This window comes from Alcaligenes sp. Me129 (genome assembly GCF_050487245.1).
GTDB classification, from domain to species: domain Bacteria; phylum Pseudomonadota; class Gammaproteobacteria; order Burkholderiales; family Burkholderiaceae_B; genus Alcaligenes; species Alcaligenes phenolicus.
On record NZ_JBKQGX010000004.1, the window covers coordinates 138,750 to 156,042 of the forward strand.

The 17,293-nt window shown below is 55.8% G+C and carries 17 protein-coding genes; 11 read left to right on the forward strand and 6 right to left on the reverse strand.

Annotation, left to right across the window (positions count from 1 at the left end):
• The first annotated feature begins 26 nt into the window (after window positions 1-26).
• From ACLPGZ_RS06105 to ACLPGZ_RS06125, 5 genes are all read left to right on the forward strand, one after another.
• Window positions 27-1,148: a high-affinity branched-chain amino acid ABC transporter substrate-binding protein gene (locus ACLPGZ_RS06105; RefSeq protein WP_009453957.1), complete on the forward strand. Its 1,122-nt coding sequence runs from the start codon at window positions 27-29 to the stop codon at window positions 1,146-1,148.
• Window positions 1,149-1,252: 104 nt separating this feature from the next.
• Window positions 1,253-2,182 (forward strand): high-affinity branched-chain amino acid ABC transporter permease LivH, encoded by a 930-nt coding sequence (gene livH / locus ACLPGZ_RS06110; protein WP_009453959.1) that lies wholly within the window; start codon window positions 1,253-1,255, stop codon window positions 2,180-2,182.
• Window positions 2,182-3,405, forward strand: a complete 1,224-nt coding sequence (locus ACLPGZ_RS06115) for a high-affinity branched-chain amino acid ABC transporter permease LivM (RefSeq protein WP_021446595.1) — start codon at window positions 2,182-2,184, stop codon at window positions 3,403-3,405. Before livH ends, ACLPGZ_RS06115 begins: the two co-directional genes overlap by 1 nt.
• Entirely contained in the window at window positions 3,402-4,166 is a 765-nt protein-coding gene (gene livG, locus ACLPGZ_RS06120; RefSeq protein WP_035271558.1) for a high-affinity branched-chain amino acid ABC transporter ATP-binding protein LivG, read from the forward strand. Before ACLPGZ_RS06115 ends, livG begins: the two co-directional genes overlap by 4 nt.
• Window positions 4,167-4,868: an ABC transporter ATP-binding protein gene (locus ACLPGZ_RS06125; protein ID WP_009453966.1), complete on the forward strand. Its 702-nt coding sequence runs from the start codon at window positions 4,167-4,169 to the stop codon at window positions 4,866-4,868.
• 246 nt (window positions 4,869-5,114) lie between these two features.
• On the opposite strand, the gene ACLPGZ_RS06130 is transcribed toward ACLPGZ_RS06125, so the two are convergent.
• A complete protein-coding gene (locus ACLPGZ_RS06130) occupies window positions 5,115-5,729 on the reverse strand; it encodes a glutathione S-transferase family protein (RefSeq protein WP_060185070.1) in 615 nt (204 codons plus the stop codon).
• Between the two features lie 60 nt (window positions 5,730-5,789).
• Window positions 5,790-7,700 carry a S9 family peptidase gene (locus ACLPGZ_RS06135; RefSeq protein WP_009453968.1) on the reverse strand — a complete coding sequence of 637 codons (1,911 nt, stop codon included), beginning with the start codon at window positions 7,698-7,700 and terminating at the stop codon, window positions 5,790-5,792.
• A 154-nt stretch (window positions 7,701-7,854) separates the two neighbouring features.
• Between ACLPGZ_RS06135 and ACLPGZ_RS06140 the strand changes: the two genes are divergently transcribed.
• The 5 genes from ACLPGZ_RS06140 (at window position 7,855) to ACLPGZ_RS06160 (ending at window position 13,433) form a co-directional block, all read left to right on the forward strand.
• Window positions 7,855-8,826, forward strand: a complete 972-nt coding sequence (locus ACLPGZ_RS06140; RefSeq protein WP_429641069.1) for a D-2-hydroxyacid dehydrogenase — start codon at window positions 7,855-7,857, stop codon at window positions 8,824-8,826.
• A gap of 3 nt (window positions 8,827-8,829) precedes the next feature.
• On the forward strand, window positions 8,830-9,618 hold the full coding sequence (locus ACLPGZ_RS06145; RefSeq protein ID WP_429641070.1) for an SDR family oxidoreductase: 789 nt from the start codon (window positions 8,830-8,832) through the stop codon (window positions 9,616-9,618).
• 13 nt (window positions 9,619-9,631) lie between these two features.
• Window positions 9,632-10,675 carry a type I glyceraldehyde-3-phosphate dehydrogenase gene (locus ACLPGZ_RS06150; RefSeq protein WP_063690256.1) on the forward strand — a complete coding sequence of 348 codons (1,044 nt, stop codon included), beginning with the start codon at window positions 9,632-9,634 and terminating at the stop codon, window positions 10,673-10,675.
• Between the two features lie 50 nt (window positions 10,676-10,725).
• Window positions 10,726-12,123 carry a class II fumarate hydratase gene (gene fumC / locus ACLPGZ_RS06155; RefSeq protein WP_026482570.1) on the forward strand — a complete coding sequence of 466 codons (1,398 nt, stop codon included), beginning with the start codon at window positions 10,726-10,728 and terminating at the stop codon, window positions 12,121-12,123.
• Window positions 12,124-12,251: 128 nt separating this feature from the next.
• Window positions 12,252-13,433, forward strand: coding sequence for a PQQ-dependent sugar dehydrogenase (locus tag ACLPGZ_RS06160; RefSeq protein ID WP_429641071.1), 1,182 nt, complete (start codon window positions 12,252-12,254; stop codon window positions 13,431-13,433).
• A gap of 4 nt (window positions 13,434-13,437) precedes the next feature.
• Here the strand turns inward: ACLPGZ_RS06160 and ACLPGZ_RS06165 are convergent, their stop codons facing one another.
• Window positions 13,438-14,226, reverse strand: coding sequence for a class I SAM-dependent methyltransferase (locus ACLPGZ_RS06165; RefSeq protein ID WP_052159377.1), 789 nt, complete (start codon window positions 14,224-14,226; stop codon window positions 13,438-13,440).
• A 175-nt stretch (window positions 14,227-14,401) separates the two neighbouring features.
• Window positions 14,402-14,827, reverse strand: a complete 426-nt coding sequence (locus tag ACLPGZ_RS06170; RefSeq protein ID WP_026482567.1) for a universal stress protein — start codon at window positions 14,825-14,827, stop codon at window positions 14,402-14,404.
• A gap of 250 nt (window positions 14,828-15,077) precedes the next feature.
• Here ACLPGZ_RS06170 and ACLPGZ_RS06175 point away from each other — a divergent pair, with 250 nt between their 5' ends.
• Window positions 15,078-15,416 carry a c-type cytochrome gene (locus tag ACLPGZ_RS06175; protein WP_137430416.1) on the forward strand — a complete coding sequence of 113 codons (339 nt, stop codon included), beginning with the start codon at window positions 15,078-15,080 and terminating at the stop codon, window positions 15,414-15,416.
• Window positions 15,417-15,463: 47 nt separating this feature from the next.
• Here the strand turns inward: ACLPGZ_RS06175 and ACLPGZ_RS06180 are convergent, their stop codons facing one another.
• The gene (locus tag ACLPGZ_RS06180) at window positions 15,464-16,351 is read right to left on the reverse strand and encodes an AraC family transcriptional regulator (protein WP_060185075.1); all 888 of its coding nucleotides are present in this window, start codon (window positions 16,349-16,351) and stop codon (window positions 15,464-15,466) included.
• A gap of 147 nt (window positions 16,352-16,498) precedes the next feature.
• Entirely contained in the window at window positions 16,499-17,272 is a 774-nt protein-coding gene (locus ACLPGZ_RS06185) for an aldolase (RefSeq protein ID WP_137430415.1), read from the reverse strand.
• Between the last annotated feature and the right edge of the window lie 21 nt (window positions 17,273-17,293).

Sequence of the window (17,293 nt, forward strand, 5' to 3'; positions counted from 1 at the left end):
ACCCCCGGCCTCGGGAGACAGCTGCTATGACCCTTACTCGACGCTTTACCCCCGCTCTGACCGCCTTGGCCACCGTACTGGCCATGGGCACCGCCTATGCGGCGGACACCATCAAAATTGGTATCCCTCAACCCATGACTGGTCCCTCCACCCAATATGGTGACCAAATCCAGGCCGGTGCATTGACCGCAATTGACGCGATTAACGCAGCAGGGGGTGTCAAAGGCAAAAAGCTGGAAGCCGTCCTGATTGACGATGCGTGCGAACCCAAACAGGCTGTGCCTGCAGCCAACCGTGTGGTCAACTCCGGCGCGAAATTCGCCGTGGCCCACGCGTGCTCGGGAACCACGGTGCCTGCCGTGAACATTTACGAGCAGGAAGGCATTGTGGCGATTACTCCCGGTGCGACCTCGCCTCTGGTCACCGACACCATCAAGCCCCATTACTTTTTCCGCACCATTGGTCGTGACGACCAGCAAGGCCCCTTTGCGGCCGACTACATTGCTGACGTCCTCAAGCCCAAGAGCATTGCCGTCCTGCACGACAAGCAGACTTACGGCTCCGGTGTTGCCACGCAAGTGCGTGACGCGCTCAAGAAAAAGAACATGAACATTGTCATGTACGAGGGCATTAACGTCGGTGACAGTGATTACTCGGCCGTAATCACCAAGCTCAAGGGCGTGAACCCCGATCTGATTTATTTCGGTGGTTACCATGCCGAGCTGGGTCTGCTGCTGCGTCAGGCGCGTGAACAAGGCATGACCAACACCTTCATGGGTCCGGAAGGCGTTGCCAACCGCGACCTGGTCGCCATTGCCGGTCCGGCAGTGGAAGGTTTGCTGGTGACCTTGCCAACCGACTTCACCAAGATGCCGGCCAACAAGGATGTGATGGAAAACTTCAGCAAATACAAGCGCAATCCTAACGGGGCCTTTACCTTCCCGGCCTACGCGGCCGTGCAAATTATTGCCGATACAATCAATGCGGTAGGCGAAGATTCGGCCAAGGGAGCCGACTACATGCACGCAAATGCGTTCGATACCGCCATTGGCAAGGTAGAATACGACGCCAAGGGTGATTTGAAGCATTTCGAATTTGCCGTTTTCAAGTGGGATAAAGAAGGTAACTTTGATCTAGTTGAGAAATAAGACTGGATTATGTGCCCCCGCTCTTTACGAAGAACGGGGGCATTGCTTTTGGATGCCCACAAAGCCTCAGAACAAAACGACGGACTCAACGGAAAAAAACAAGCATGTCTGATTTACTCCCTCAGATCGTGCAGCAGCTGTTCAATGGATTATCCTTGGGCGCTATTTATGCACTGATCGCCATCGGCTACACAATGGTCTATGGCATTATCGGAATGATTAACTTTGCCCACGGCGAGATCTACATGATCGGCGCCTATGTCGGGCTGGTAACCCTGACTGCGATTGGCGTAGGCTCGGGTCTGCCCATCTGGCTGATCATTCTTATCATGTTGCTGGTTGCCATCCTGGTAACCGCGGTTTACGGCTATGCGATTGAAAAAGTTGCCTATGCGCCGCTGCGTGGCAGCCCTCGGCTAGTCCCGCTGATCTCGGCCATTGGTATGTCCATTTTCTTGCAGAACTGGGTTGCCCTGGGCCAAGGCGCACGCGATATGGCGGTGCCTACCTTGCTGTCCGGCTCCTTTCAGTTCAGCCTGGGCGCAGACGGCTTTACCGTCACGGCGCCTTACTCACGCGTCATGATCATTGTCGTGACCGTGGTGCTGATGATCATGCTCAGCCTCTACATCAAGTACTCGCGTCTGGGTCGCGCCTCGCGTGCATGTTCACAAGACTTGCGCATGGCCAACCTGCTGGGTATCGACACCAATAAAATCATCTCCTTCACCTTTGTCATCGGCGCCATGCTGGCTGCCGTGGGCGGCGTGCTGATTGCCACCGCCATTGGCAAGCTGAACCCCTTCATCGGCTTTATTGCCGGTATCAAGGCCTTTACGGCAGCCGTGCTGGGCGGTATTGGCAGCATCCCGGGCGCCATGCTGGGCGGTGTCCTGCTGGGTCTGGCAGAAACCTTTGCCGCTGCCTTTATTTCGTCGCAGTACAAGGACATCGTGGCCTTTTTACTGTTGGTCTTTATCCTGCTGTTCCGCCCAACGGGCCTGCTGGGTAAACCCGAGGTGGAGAAAGTCTGATGATGAACCGCTTTAGCAATGCATTTATCGCCGCTGTCTTGGCAGGCATTATTGTGGCTCCCGTCTTTGGCCTGCAAATTGTGCGCGCCGGGATGAACACCCATCTGGAAAGCGATTGGCAGATCATTCTGATCGGTATGGCACTGGTCTTTGTGGTCCAGCTGATCCGTCCTAACGTCAATCGCACCAAGATACGTGAAAGCCGCTGGACGCTGCCCAAACTGAGCATGCAGCACAAGAAGATCCTGCTGTACATCGTGATCGCTTGTGCCGTGGTCTGGCCCTTTTTTGGTGGGCGTGCCCAGGTGGATATTGCCACCCTGGTGCTGATCTACATCATGCTGGGCCTGGGGCTGAATATCGTGGTGGGCTTTGCCGGCCTGCTGGACCTGGGTTTTGTGGGTTTTTACGCCGTGGGTGCCTACACTTACGCCTTGCTCTATCACTACGCAGGCTGGGGCTTCTGGGAAGCACTGCCATTAGCGGGTGGTATGGCGGCCCTGTTCGGCTTTCTGCTGGGTTTCCCCGTGCTGCGCTTGCGTGGCGACTATCTGGCTATCGTCACCCTGGGTTTTGGTGAAATCATTCGCCTCTTGCTCATTAATATGTATGACCTGACCGGCGGCCCGGATGGCATCTCCGGTATCCCCAAGCCAACCGTATTCGGTTTCCCCATGGCACGCCGTGCGCCAGAAGGGCAGACCACCTTCCATGACCTGATGGGCTGGACCTTCAGTAACCAGGACGTGGTGGTGTATCTGTACTTGATGGCCCTGGCGCTGGCCCTGATCACCTTGCTGGTCTCCAGCCGTGTGGTGCGCATGCCTATTGGTCGTGCCTGGGAAGCCCTGCGCGAGGACGAGATTGCTTGCCGTTCGCTGGGCCTGAACCCCACTTCCATCAAACTGTCCGCCTTTACCATGGGCGCCATGTTTGCCGGTTTTGGTGGTGCTTTCTTTGCCGCCCGTCAGGGTCTGGTCAACCCAGAGTCCTTCACCTTTATTGAATCCGCCTTGATCCTGGCCATCGTGGTGCTGGGTGGTATGGGTTCACAAATCGGCGTCATTCTGGCTGCTATTGTGCTGACAGTGGTCCCTGAATTGGCCCGAGAGTTCGCGGAGTATCGGATGTTGATTTTTGGTCTGGTCATGGTGGCCATGATGGTTTGGCGTCCACAGGGCCTGCTGCCTGTGCAACGTCCTCATGTGGAGTTGCGTACATGAGCCCATTACTCCGAGTATCCGATCTGTCGATGCGTTTTGGTGGCTTGCTGGCGGTGGATTCCGTCAGTTTCGATGTGGCTAAAGACGAAGTGTTTGCCATCATCGGCCCCAACGGCGCCGGGAAAACGACGGTGTTTAACTGCGTAGGCGGCTTTTACAAGCCCACCTCCGGTTCCGTCACCCTGGAAGACCAGCCCATCCACGGCCTGTCCAGCCACAAAGTGGCACAAAAAGGCCTGGTACGTACCTTCCAGAACGTGCGTCTGTTCAAGAAGCTGACGGTGCTGGAGAACCTGCTGGTTGCCCAGCACAGCCAGCTCAAGGCCGGCTTTTTGTCCGGTCTGCTGAACCTGTCACGCTACAAGCAATCCGAAAAGGAAGCTAAAGAGCGTGCGGTGACATGGCTGGACTTCATGGGCCTGACCGATATGGCCAACCGTGAAGCGGGCAACCTGGCCTACGGCCACCAGCGCCGCCTGGAAATTGCACGTTGCATGATCACCCAGCCGCGCTTGCTGATGCTGGACGAACCTGCGGCGGGCCTGAATCCCCAAGAAAAACGCGATCTGCAAGCCCTGATCGACCAACTGCGCCGCGAATTTGGCGTGGCCGTCCTGCTGATCGAGCACGATATGAGCCTGGTTATGGGCGTATCAGACCGGATCCTGGTTATGGAATATGGCAAACCCATTGCCACCGGCCTGCCTGAAGAAGTGCGCAATGATCCGCGCGTCATCAAAGCCTATCTGGGGGAAGAATAAGTGCTGAAGCTGGACTCCGTATCTACCCATTACGGCGCTATTCAGGCGCTGGATCAAGTTAGCGTGGACGTGAATCAGGGCGAGATCGTCACCCTGATTGGCGCGAACGGCGCTGGCAAAACCACCTTGCTCATGACCGTTTGCGGCTCGCCCCGAGCCAGCTCGGGCAGCATCAGCTTCATGGGCGAGGACATCACCCACGCCGATACGCACCGCATCATGCGCAAAGGCATCGCCATCTCTCCTGAAGGCCGTCGCGTCTTTCCAGACCTGACCGTGTCGGAAAACCTGAAGATGGGCGGTTTCTTTCTGAACCGCAGCGAGATCGACGAAGGAGAGGAGCACGTCTACAAACTGTTCCCCCGCCTGAAAGAACGCGCTGCGCAACGAGCAGGAACCATGTCAGGTGGTGAGCAGCAAATGCTGGCCATCGGTCGCGCACTGATGAGCAAACCGTCCTTGCTGCTGCTGGACGAACCTACCTTGGGCCTGGCCCCGCTGATCATCGCCCAGATCTTTGACATCATCCGTACCATTCGCGATGAAGGCGTGACGGTGTTTCTGGTAGAGCAGAACGCCAACAAGGCCCTGCAAGTCGCAGACCGTGGCTATGTGCTGGAAACCGGCAAAGTAGTGATGCAGGATACCGGCGCCAATCTGCTGGCGAATCCGGATATTCGGAAGGCGTATTTGGGGGCTTAAACTGCCAGCGAATGCAGCCTCAAAGCGGTAGAGCGTCATCGATTTAAAGCACGCTTTAATTTACGTGCTTGAAAAAAAACCTGAATCGCAGCTTTTGCTGGATTCAGGTTTTTTTATTCGGGTGACAAGTCAGAACAAGGCCATTCGCACCAGAACTAAAAGCTATCGATATGCTTGCCGTACGCTTCAGGGGAGCAGAACACGACAGCATCCCCTGAAAACTTATATCGCTAGCTGCGAAACGACTTAATCCTTCAACAAGCCTTCGCCGCGCAGTGCCGCCTTCACACCTTCGTTCTGCTCCATGCGAGCAAAGAAAGCGTTCAGGTTCTTCATGCCCGACAGGTCCAGCTTCATCAGAGCAGCCCAGCGCAGTACCACGTACAGGTAGGCATCGGCCACGGACAAGGAACCCGACAGGGTTTCTTTGCCTTCCAGGTGCTTGTCGATCACGCCCAGTTGCTTGGTCAGCAAGGCAGCGGTCTTGGCCTTGACTTCGGCCTGAGTTGCTTCCTGATCCGCGTAGCGATGCGTACCGAACACCACACCCACGTTGCGGTGGATTTCGGCGTTCAGGAAGGCCAGCCAACGGCGGGCTTCAAAGCGTTGTTCGATGGTGCTGCCAATTAAATTGGCTTGCGGGTTCTTCTCGTTCAGGTATTCCAGAATGGCGATGCTTTGTGTCAGAACCAGATCACCATCGACCAGAACAGGCACAGCGCCGTTGGGGTTCAGTTTCAGGAATTCTTCTTGCTGCAGCTCATCGCGGCTGACGCGCTGGGATTCAAACGGCTTGCCTATCCACTCCAATGCAATGCGGGTCACCAAAGGACAAGCACCAGTCATGTAATACAGTTTCATAAGTTCTCTTTCCAAAAGTGCGATAAACAAATGGCGCGAGCTTGTCGCGCCACTCCAAAATCATCGAGGCTGCAGGTGGCGAGCCAGGAAGCGCTCCATACGCTCGTAAAACTCGAACTTGTTCTCGTCGTTATGGAAGCCGTGGCCTTCGTTATCCTTGACCATGTACTCCACATCCACACCACGCGCTTTCAAAGCGGCAACCATCTGATCACTTTCTGCCTTGTTCACCCGTGGGTCGTGTGCGCCCTGGGCGATAAATAAGGGAGTGCGGATCTTGTCGGCATGTAAAACGGGGGAGTTGGCTTCCAGCAGCTCTTTATCCTTTTCCGGATCACCTACCATGGCGTGCATTTTCACCAGCAAAGGCTTCCAGTACGGCGGGATGGTATTCATGAAGGTCAGCAAGTTGGACACGCCCACATAGTCCACTGCTGCGGCGTACAAGTCCGGGGTTTTCACGATACCGGCCAAGGTCGCGTATCCACCGTAGCTGGCGCCGTAAATGGCAATGCGCTTGGGGTCAGCAATCTTTTGATCGATCAGCCACTGAACGCCATCGGTAATGTCATCCTGCATGCTCAGGCCCCATTGCTTGAAACCCGCTTCCCAGAACTTGCGTCCATAACCGGTCGAACTACGGAAGTTGATTTGCAAGACGGCGTAGCCACGGTTGGCCAGGAACTGCACCTCGGGGTTAAAGCCCCAGTAATCACGCGCCCACGGGCCGCCGTGCGGGTTGATGACCACAGGCAGATTACGGCTGGGGACACCCAAAGGCAGGCTCAGGTAGCCGTGAATCTTCATGCCGTCACGTGCCGTAAATTCGATAGGGTGCATGACCGCCATATCGCTTTCAGGCAAGGCACTGTTGATTACAGCCAGTTTGTGCAAACTATTGCTGTCCACATCGTAAAGGTAGCGTGAACCTGGATTGCGATCACTGTAGCTGGCCACAATCATTTTCTTTTCATCGCGTGTGATGGACTGAATGCTGATCTCGTAGCCCGGCAATTGGCGGGCGATGGCGGCGTGGATTTTCTCGCTGTGCTCGTCAAAGAAATGCTGACCGGGTTTGTCGGTGTAATAATCCACTGAAGTCAACACCTGACGCAGGCGAGAATAGCCAGCTCCCATCAGATCGTGATCGGGTAATTCGTAGATTTTTTCTTCTTCATCCGGCTTGGCAGGGTCAATCAAGACCAAGGCCAAGGTGTCGCGACCACGGTTGCTCAAGGCGTAGAAGCGCTGATTGTCGGCATGAAAAAAGAGGGGGCTGACTTCCGTGCGGAAGTCCGTTTGCAAAATGCTGCGGAACGGCTCGGAATCGCTGTCGCGATAACGCAGTTCGGAATCCACGCCCGAGATCGAAATCGCCATGCGCACCCGACCTTGGTGGTCTGTGCTCCAGCCCAGTACATCACCGGGGTTCTCGGCCGCCAATGTGCTTTCACCGGTCAGGACATTGACCTTGTAGACGTCGAATACTTCCGGATTACGGCCGTTGTGCGACACCAGAATATGCTCCGGGTCGTCCGGCAAATCGTCCTGCACCCCGGCACGTACGCCTTCCAGCGGCGTCAGGTCCGTGACTTTGCCAGTCAGCACGTTCACCGCCAGAACGTGATAGTTCTCATCGCCATTGACGTCCTTGGCATAAATAACGGTTTCATCGCCTTTCCAGAAGTACTCGGCAATATCGCGCTGATGTTCGGCGGTGACGCGGCGAGCCTCGCCCACAGGCTCACTGCCTTTTAACTCTTGCACAAAGATATTCTGACGGGCGGGGTGGCCGTCGATCTTGACGGGCTCCATAAAGCCGATCATGCGCCCCTGATCCGAAATCCGGAAACCGCTACGCTTGGGATTCTGAAAGAAGTCCCGAATGTCGTACAGTGGGGGAGTGGTGCTCGCGACGTTATCCGGTATCAGGGCGTGGGCGCCCAAAGAGAGCAAGAGGGACAAGAGCATAAGCAATAACCTATAAAACAGGGTTATGAGGGTGAGACCAGGGACAAGCCTGTATCAATCCCATTACTATATCGGATGATGGTCCCAAGCAAAGGCAAGAACCCTCTGAAAATAGGGCCAGAATGCCAGGGGCAGCTCAAGGACAAGGACAGGCATGACTTCTTTGACTCGTATCGTTTTTCTGGATAGGGAAACACTGTCAGACAGCGTAGAGCTGCCGCAGGTTCCCTTTAAGCATGAACTGCAAGTTTACGGACGTACCGCTCCCGATCAAGTGGCCGAACGTATTGCCGATGCCGACATTGTCATCAGCAATAAAGTGGCACTCCGCCGCGAGCATTTGCAGGCCGCGCCCAACTTGAAAATGATCGCATTGGCCGCCACGGGTAGCGACAATATTGATCTGGATGCCGCCCGTGAACGCGGCATTGTGGTGAGCAATATCCGCGACTACGCCGTGCGTAGTGTTCCGGAGCATGTTTTTGCCCTGATCTTTGCCTTGCGCCGCAATATCTGCGCCTACCGCCAATCCGTCAAGGAAGGCCGCTGGCAAGAAGCCCAGCAGTTCTGTTATTTCGACTATCCCATCCGTGATCTGGCAGGCTCCACCTTAGGGCTGATTGGCTCTGGTTCTCTGGGGCAGGCCGTCGCCACCATGGGTCGAGCCCTGGGCATGAAAGTCATCTTTGCTCAACGCCGTGGCCAGACCATCGTCAGCAATGCGGATGACCGCTTGCCCTTTGAGCAAATGCTGGAGCAAGCCGACGTCCTCTCCCTGCATTGCCCCCTGACTGCTGAAACACAAAACATGCTGGGCATGGCCGAGTTCGAGCGTATGGCCGCACGCCGCCCCTTGCTGATCAATACCGCCCGTGGCGGGCTGATCGACAATCAGGCACTGGAGCACGCCTTGCGGCAGGGCTGGCTGGGTGGTGCAGGCATTGATGTTTGCACGCCCGAGCCGCCACCTGCTGACCATATCCTGATGCGCTTGTTAGACTTACCCAATTACATTTTGACGCCGCATATAGGCTGGGCCAGTCAGGAGGCCATGCAGGCCCTGGCAAACCAGTTGATCGAAAACATTGCTGCTTTCCACCGCGGCCAAGCACGCCATACGCTGTAAATAATGACTGATTTAAGCTCCTACCAAGCCAATTTCTCCCTCGCTGGTCGCTGTGCTCTGGTGACCGGCTCGTCCGCCGGTCTGGGCCTGGAAATCGCCCGTGCCTACGCTGCCCATGGCGCCCATGTGATTTTTCATGGTCGTAAGGCCAGTAAACTCCTGCCTCTTGCCAACGAGCTTGAAGCTGGCGGTGCCCAGGTTGATACCTGGGAACATGATCTGGCCGATCTGGACTCCTTGCCAGACTCCTATCAAGCCCTGTGCCAGCGCGTCGGCACTCCCGATATTCTGGTGAACAATGTGGGCGTGCGACTACGCAGCCGCTTGCAGGATGCCGATTGGGACGATGTGGAGCATTTGCTGAATGTAGACCTGCTGGCTACGCTGAAACTGTCCAAGTACGCGGCCCAAGCCATGCTCGAGGCTCAGACCCGGCACGGCCGTATTGTGACCTTGACCTCCATTGCAGGCCCGCTGGCTCGCCCAGGCGACGCTATTTACCCGGTTGCCAAGCAGGGTCTGGCCGGCATGGTACGAGCACTGGCCGTAGAATTTGGCGGGCAGGGCATTACCAGCAATGGCATCGCCCCCGGCACCTTTGCCACGGAAACCAATGCCGCCCTGGCTCAAGACCCCGTCAAAGGTCCTTTAGTGGTTGGCCGCAACCCCTTGGGACGCTGGGCAAAGCCGGACGAAATCCGCGCTGCCGCTGTGTTTCTGGCCTCTCCGGCTGCTTCCTATGTCAATGGCCATATCGTGGTTGTAGACGGCGGTTTCTCCATTACTTTCTGATTGTTCCCTGACCATGCCGCTACCTCGTCCCATCCGCATCGCGATTAATGGCTATGGCCGCATAGGCCGTTGCCTGCTGCGCGCCATTTACGAATCCCCACGACGCCAGGAATTTGATGTCGTGGTCATTAACGAGCCCGCCACCATAGCCACCATGGCGTATCTGACGCGCTTTGATTCAACCCACGGCGTATTTCCGGCCCAGGTAGAGCACAACGAGCACGAGCTGATTGTGGGGGATAAGGCCATCCGGGTGCTGCATGAAACCGACCCGAAATCCATAGACTGGGCGGCGCTGGATCTGGACATGCTGATCGAATGCAGTGGTGCCTTTGGCAGTCGAGCCCAGCTGCAGCAATTTCTGGACGCCGGTTGCCCGCGTGTGCTGGTATCCAATCCCGGCAATAGTGCCCAGGACGTGGATTTCACCGCTGTGCTGGGTATTAACCATGAACAGTTGCAAGGCGACGAACGGATTGTCTCCAACGCCTCCTGCACCACCAATGCCATCATCCCGGTTCTGGCTGAACTGGATAAGACTTTCGGCATACGCCACGCCTTTTTAAGCACGCTGCACTCGGTCATGAACGATCAACCCATGATCGACGGCTACCACAGCAGCGATCTGGCCCGCACCCGTTCCGCCTTGCAATCCATGATTCCAGTCTCTACCGGGCTGGCAACTGGCGTAGAGCGGCTGTTACCGCAACTAAAAGGCAAAGTTCAGGCCAAATCCATACGCGTCCCTATCTTGAACGTGTCGGCCATTGATCTGATGGTCAACCTGGAACGCGACACCAGCCGGGATGAAATCAACCAGTTGTTCCAGAAAGCGGCACAGCAATGGCCTGGTATTCTGGACTATTCCGATCAGGCCCATGCCTCGATCGACTTCAATCACAATCCACACTCTGCAGTCGTGGACGGCTCGCAAACCCGAACCAATGGGGATGGGCTGGTCAATATGCTGGTCTGGTTTGACAACGAATGGGGGTTTTCCAACCGCATGCTTGATATTGCCTGTGTGTGGGCTGCGCGCTTCTTGCGCCAGCCGTGAACACCCCATTTTCAAACTGAACTGTCTTCCGAATTCTTACAGGAGCCATGATGAGTACGACACGTATTGAACAGGATTCCATGGGAACCATTGAGGTTCCCGCCGACCACTATTGGGGCGCGCAGACACAGCGCTCGATCCAGAACTTCCCGATTGGCCGTGACCGCTTCCAGTGGGGCCGCAGCATGATCGAGTCGTTGGGCATCCTGAAAAAATCCACAGCCTTGGCCAACCAGGAACTGGGCGAATTGCCCGACGAGCTGGCCCAGCTGATTGTCAAAGCGGCTGATGAAGTGATTGCAGGCCAGTGGGATACCGAGTTCCCATTGGTCGTGTTCCAGACCGGTTCTGGTACGCAAAGCAATATGAACGTGAACGAGGTGATCTCCAACCGCGCCATTGAGCTGGCTGGTGGCGAGAAGGGCAGCAAAAAGCCCGTCCACCCGAATGACCACGTGAACCGCGGCCAATCCTCCAACGATACTTTCCCCACCGCCATGTACATTGCCGTGGGTCTGGAATGTCAGCGCCGCCTGCGCAAAGACGTAGGCCAGTTGCGCGACACTCTGGCCGCCAAAGCCAAACAATTCAACAGCATTGTGAAAACCGGCCGTACCCACTTGCAAGATGCCACGCCCATCACGCTGGGCCAGGAAATTGGTGCCTGGGTGGCGCAGATTGATTTCGGCCTGCAAACCGTGGACAAGGCTCTGGACGGTATCTACCAACTGGCGATTGGTGGCACCGCCGTGGGTACGGGTCTGAACGCCCATCCCCAGTTTGGCGAACGCACAGCAGCCCATATTGCCAAGATCACAGGCCTGCCATTCCAGGCGGCTGAAAACAAGTTCTTTGCGCTGTCGGCTCACGACGCGCTGGTGAACCTGTCCGCCTCCCTGCGTACCCTGGCCGGTGCCTTGATGAAGATGGCCAACGACGTGCGCTGGCTGGCCAGCGGCCCTCGCTGCGGGATTGGCGAGCTGCAAATTCCCGAGAACGAGCCCGGTTCCTCCATCATGCCCGGCAAGGTCAACCCCACTCAGTGCGAAGCGCTGACCATGGTGGCCGTGCAGGTGTACGGTAACGACGCGGCGGTGGGCTTTGCCGGCAGCCAGGGCAATTTCCAGTTGAACGTCTACAAACCTGTGATGGTGCACAATGTGCTGGAAAGCATTGCCCTGATCAGCGACGCATGCCTGGCTTTTGACGAGCATTGCGCTCAAGGTCTGGAGCCTGTCATGGAAAAGATCCAGCACAATCTGGACCAGAACCTGATGCTGGTCACCGCCCTGAACCGTCACATCGGCTACGACAAGGCCGCCTACATCGCCAAGACAGCCCACAAGGAAGGCCTGACCCTGCGTGAGTCCGCCCTGAAATCCGGCTATCTGACTAACGAGCAGTACGATCAGTGGATTGTGCCACTGGATATGACCCACCCAGGCTAAATTCAGCCTCGCTTGTGCTTGAGCGTATTCGCCCCTTCAATGGGGCGAATACGTAAACAGCGTAGCCATTTGTCCCTATGAAAGAGTAGGGGAGTGTTCCATCCCACCTATCTGCCTTTCACTGCCTTATGCGTATAAAGAAAACCTTCAGTTTGTCCTCTGCATTTGCAGCCACCGTGCTGGGCCTGGCCGTAGCCACGGCCTCAGTATCGGCCCAGGCACAATCTGAACCTGTTCCTGCCATCAGCGGACCAGCTGTCTCGGTTGAGACCCTGATCAGTGGGCTGGAACACCCTTGGGCCATGGCTTTTTTGCCCAATAATGCTGGCATTCTGATTACCGAGCGCCCAGGCCGCCTGCGTGTTTGGACTCAAGAAAACGGCTTGTCCGAACCGATTGCCGGTGTGCCTAAAGTCCATGCGCAATCCCAGGGGGGCTTGCTGGATGTCGCTCTGGCCCCGGATTTTTTCCGTAGCCGCCGTATTTATCTGGCTTATGCCGAGCGCCGCGACAAACAGAACTCGGCCACCACCGTCGGTTATGGCGTGCTGTCGTCGGACCTGAAACGTATCGACGCCTTCCGCCCGATTTTCCGTCAGGAACCGGCTTTGTCCACGGGGCAGCACTATGGTGTGCGCATGGCCTTTGATCCCGGTGGACGAGACCTGTATATCGCCCTGGGCGAGAACAATCAGCCAGCCACCGCTCAGCAACTGGATCACCTGCAAGGTAAAGTCGTGCGTATCCGCCCGGATGGCATTGTGCCGCGCGACAATCCTTTCCGCAGTCAACGTGGTGCCAGAGCAGAAATCTGGAGCTATGGCCACCGCAACCCGCAAGGCATGGCCTGGAACCCCTGGACAAACGAGTTGTGGGTGGCTGAACATGGCCCGCAAGGCGGCGATGAACTGAACCGGATTCAAGCCGGCGCCAACTATGGCTGGCCCTTGCGTACCGAAGGGCAAGGCTATGACGGCAAACCCATTCCCAACGCCAGCCCCACACCGCTTGAGGGGCTGACCGAGCCTTTCCACTACTGGTCAGTCTCGCCCGCCATCAGCGGCATGGCTTTCTATAACAACGAACGCGTCCCGGGCTGGCAGCACAGCCTGTTTGTAGGTGCCTTGAAAGAACAAGCCTTGATTCGTCTGGAATTTGACGAAGAGGACGGCCACATCGTCGGTGAAGAGCGCTTGCTGCAAGACTTGAAGCAGCGTATCCGAGATGTGCGTGTCGGGCCGGATGGCGATGTTTATGTGCTGACCGACGAAAGCAACGGCCAACTACTGCGCATTCAGCCCAAGTCCTGAAGCTTTAAACAGGTTTGCGACTGCGCGTCGCAATAAAACTGGGCAGGTATTTCTCGATCTCAAAGCGTGGGGCGGGGTGCATTTCTTCGATGTAATCGACCAAATACAAACCCGCTTCCAGCTGCCCGCCAATCTGCTGCGCCAAGGAGTGCCCAAAAATCAAAGGCTCCATGCGTGCCTGCTTGGCTTGCCGTGCTTCGGCGTCCAGGCTGCTCAAATCCGAGTAAGGCACCGTGAATTTAGGGCGAATCAAACCTTGCTGGGCGTAACTAGGATCTCGATCCGCAATAAACACAGCCGGATTAAAGAAGCTGGACAGCAAATGCCCACCCGGACGCAGAACACGAGCGCATTCTTTCCAGACCAGGCTGATATCAGGCACATACTGGTTAGAGACCGGGTGCAAGATCAGATCAAAACTCTCGGCCCCAAAGCGCGACAAATCGCACATATCACCTTGTTCGATCTGCAAGGACAAGCCATCACGCTCGGCCACCATACGGTCTTTATCCAGCTGTCCGGCCGACAGATCAAACACCGTTACCGAGGCCCCGGCAGCGGCCAGAATGGGGGCTTGCTGCCCACCCGCACTGGCCAGGCACAGAACGGATTTGCCTTGAACATCACCTAACCAATCCGCAGGAACAGGCGAGGGCAGCAAATGCACTTGCCATTGCCCGCGACGGGCTTGTTCAACCTGCTCGCTGCTGACAGGCAAGGACCAGGGGCTCTCTGTTTGCGCTTGTTTGTCCCAGGCGCGGGCATTGTGATCGAGTAAAGAGGGATCTGACATAAGTAGTTCTTTTATAGTCACTATCACTGTATTGAAACACAGCCCTATCTTGCCCGGCGGCGAACTGGCGATTTTTTTATACCCTCAAGCTCTAAAGAAAACGCCAACCCTCGGTTTAAGACTATAAAAAAGGCCGTCTCAAGGACGGCCTTTACAGACTGAACAGTCAGCTCAATTACTTGATCAAGGTTACTGGCACATTAACCAGGCTCAGCACCTTGGTCGTGACCGAACCCAGAACCAGGCCGGGCAGGGCGCTCAGGCCGCGCGTACCCATCACAATATGATCGATCTGGTTCTTCTCTACATAGTCTTTGATCGTTTGGGCGGCATTACCGGCAATAATGCTTTCCTTGATTTTCAGAGGAGAGCCGGCGAGCACGGAACGAGCAGGCAGGAGCGCATTGCTGCCTTCGTCCTGGTAGTAAGCCTGCAGCACATCTTCCGAGAAAAAGCGTTTGACGTTACCCGACACGATCGGAGTAGGAACAGCCAGCACGTGCAAAGTGGCTTCTGGTTTGCCCGTTAGGATGTCCACGGCGGTTTTCAAAGCACGAGTGGAAGCATCAGACCCATCGACAGGAACGAGAACATTAAGCATGAAGACCTCTTGTAGTGTGTGAACTGTTTAAGTATGAAGCAATAACTTCTACTAGGACATTACAGAATAAGCGCGCAGACCAGCTTGATCAGTATCAAGCCCCACCGCTATTTGCTAAAGGCTGTTCTATCATAACCGTATGATCTCGGTGTGGATGCCACATCACCCCGTTTATGTGCGGAAAAAAACAAGCGCCACATCCCTTCGTCCCACCATTCCTTGTGCCCGTTTTTCTTAGGAGATATCCCTCATGAGCTTGAAGCAGCTACTGGTCTGTACGGCCTTGTTCAGTGCCGGTTTCAGCGCCCAGGCAGCCGAAGCCGGCTTTGACTCGGTCAAGGATGTGCTGACCAGAAATGCTTGTTTGTCCTGTCATACGGTAGACAGAAAAGTGGTCGGTCCCGCCTATAAGGACATAGCCAAACTGCGCAAGGACGATCCAGCCAACGCTGAAGTCATTGCCCAGCATATCCGTCAAGGCAGCAAGGGCGTCTATGGACCGCTGCCCATGCCTGCGAATGCAGCCATTTCTGATGCCGACATCAAGGCGGTGGTGGATTGGATCATGGCGGGTGCGCCAAAAGAGTAAGCAGTGTGTTTACACAATGGGAAACGGTCATCCAGGGATGGCCGTTTTTATTGGCTGCTCATCTGTGCCATCGGGACATGAATTTTAGAAAAAACATCTTCAACACGCCCATCCATATGAATGCACGGCTGCTCGTTCGACTCGACAGGCAAGGTTTGGGTCTGAGCAAAAAAGCGGGCAGGGGTGGTGCCCACCGTACGACGAAACATGGTGATAAAGGCACTCAAGCTTTCATAGCCCAAATCTTGAGCGGTTGCGGTCACCGATGTTCCGTTCGCCAGTTTCTGCAGGGCAATGGAACTATCCCATTGTTGCAGCCAGCGCCCAAAAGACATGCCTGTTTCGCGTAAAAATAGCCGTCCCAAGGTACGCGTACTGACTCCAATCAAGGCCCCCCATTGCTCCATGCTCAACTTCAGGCCGGGGTTTTGTGCCAAATGATCGATCAGCCTTTTCAAACGACGGTCCCCAGGCATGGGTAAATGCAGGGATTTTTGAGGGCTCAGGGCCAATTCATCCATCAGCACCGCAATCAAACGAGCATGGCGCAGCTCGCTCCCCGGCAGGTGCTCGCCAGACTGTACCAGTCTCAGAATCAACTCCCGCAACAAGGGACGGGTGAACAGAATCCCACATGCTTCCAGATGGGCAGGGGGCTGAGCCTCAATGTACAGATTCGCGATACTGGCTTGCTGGGTAGCTCGAGCAAAATGCATCACATCAGCCGGTATCCAGATCGCGCACTGAGGGGGCACCGCCCACACCCCTTGTTCGGTCTGTACAGACATGAATCCTTTCAGAACGTACAGTAGCTGGTGTTTGCGATGCTTGTGAGGCTCAGTGTCTCCCACAAAGGCCAGCTCTACCTGTAACCCCGTCACAGGTAAAGCGACCTGATCCAGATAGGCCTGGACAGTAACAATGGCATCTTTCATTCAAGGGTCGCAGGCGTGCTTGAAACAGCTGAAGCTACGCCCTTAAAAAAGCCGAAAAAAATACCGTAACACAGCGCTGGGCTGCAAAATTGCGGCTAACGGCCAGTTTCTATCGCATTCCGGCCAAAATAAAGTCGAATCCTGTGCCTACAAGAGCACGCCGCCGTCTGCCCGTAGCACGCGCCGCGCAAAATTTGCAAAGCTCAGCGCCAATACCTTGGGTTTAAGCAAGAAATCCCGAGACTCTCGTGCCAGCTCTGGCTTAATGTGCCTGATGGTACCCATGGCCCTGGCGTTCAATTGCATTTGCGCCGCGTGCTCCATCCACACCGCTAACAGGCACGCTTCCTCAATACTGCGTCCAGCCGTCAACAAACCATGGTGAGCCAGCAAAATGGCATGTCGGTCGCCCATTGCTTGCGAAATGATCTGCCCCTCTTCATCCCCAATGGGCAAGCCAGGCCAATCCGGAAGAAACGCACAGTTTTCGAAAAGAGGAGTGGCGTCCATATGAGCCACGACCAATGGCTCTCCCGTCATGGATAAGGCAGCACATGCCGGCGGATGTGTATGGACAATCGCTTGAACATCAGGGCGGTTGGCATAAATCCAGGCATGAAAACGTACCCCAGGATTGGGCATGGCGCTCCGTCCCCGAGGCTGTAGCTGTTGATCGACCTGCACCAAGGAACTGGCACAAGCTTCGTCAAAGCCAATCCCAAAACCCAGCGTCAACATATCCGTGCTATCCGGTGACAAGCGAGCCGTAATTTGCCCCGCCAAACCGCGCCAATGCCCCTCATCAAAAAGAATGCGACACGCCAGGGCCAACTTCTCCCGCTGAGTCCATGAGCCAGTATTCAACTCTCCCATTTCCTGGTTCACCTGGGCGGCAATCTGATTTTTCTCTTGAATTTTCATAGTCCATATCTTGTTGTACAG

What these genes read in the sequence shown, in the direction of transcription:
- ACLPGZ_RS06105 (WP_009453957.1), top strand. Translation starts at nt 27, where the DNA reads ATGACCCTTACTCGACGCTTTACCCCCGCTCTGACCGCCTTGGCCACC.
- livH (WP_009453959.1), top strand. Translation starts at nt 1,253, where the DNA reads ATGTCTGATTTACTCCCTCAGATCGTGCAGCAGCTGTTCAATGGATTA.
- ACLPGZ_RS06115 (WP_021446595.1), top strand. Translation starts at nt 2,182, where the DNA reads ATGATGAACCGCTTTAGCAATGCATTTATCGCCGCTGTCTTGGCAGGC.
- livG (WP_035271558.1), top strand. Translation starts at nt 3,402, where the DNA reads ATGAGCCCATTACTCCGAGTATCCGATCTGTCGATGCGTTTTGGTGGC.
- ACLPGZ_RS06130 (WP_060185070.1), bottom strand. Translation starts at nt 5,729, where the DNA reads ATGAAACTGTATTACATGACTGGTGCTTGTCCTTTGGTGACCCGCATT.
- ACLPGZ_RS06135 (WP_009453968.1), bottom strand. Translation starts at nt 7,700, where the DNA reads ATGCTCTTGTCCCTCTTGCTCTCTTTGGGCGCCCACGCCCTGATACCG.
- ACLPGZ_RS06140 (WP_429641069.1), top strand. Translation starts at nt 7,855, where the DNA reads ATGACTTCTTTGACTCGTATCGTTTTTCTGGATAGGGAAACACTGTCA.
- ACLPGZ_RS06145 (WP_429641070.1), top strand. Translation starts at nt 8,830, where the DNA reads ATGACTGATTTAAGCTCCTACCAAGCCAATTTCTCCCTCGCTGGTCGC.
- ACLPGZ_RS06150 (WP_063690256.1), top strand. Translation starts at nt 9,632, where the DNA reads ATGCCGCTACCTCGTCCCATCCGCATCGCGATTAATGGCTATGGCCGC.
- fumC (WP_026482570.1), top strand. Translation starts at nt 10,726, where the DNA reads ATGAGTACGACACGTATTGAACAGGATTCCATGGGAACCATTGAGGTT.
- ACLPGZ_RS06160 (WP_429641071.1), top strand. Translation starts at nt 12,252, where the DNA reads ATGCGTATAAAGAAAACCTTCAGTTTGTCCTCTGCATTTGCAGCCACC.
- ACLPGZ_RS06165 (WP_052159377.1), bottom strand. Translation starts at nt 14,226, where the DNA reads ATGTCAGATCCCTCTTTACTCGATCACAATGCCCGCGCCTGGGACAAA.
- ACLPGZ_RS06170 (WP_026482567.1), bottom strand. Translation starts at nt 14,827, where the DNA reads ATGCTTAATGTTCTCGTTCCTGTCGATGGGTCTGATGCTTCCACTCGT.
- ACLPGZ_RS06175 (WP_137430416.1), top strand. Translation starts at nt 15,078, where the DNA reads ATGAGCTTGAAGCAGCTACTGGTCTGTACGGCCTTGTTCAGTGCCGGT.
- ACLPGZ_RS06180 (WP_060185075.1), bottom strand. Translation starts at nt 16,351, where the DNA reads ATGAAAGATGCCATTGTTACTGTCCAGGCCTATCTGGATCAGGTCGCT.
- ACLPGZ_RS06185 (WP_137430415.1), bottom strand. Translation starts at nt 17,272, where the DNA reads ATGAAAATTCAAGAGAAAAATCAGATTGCCGCCCAGGTGAACCAGGAA.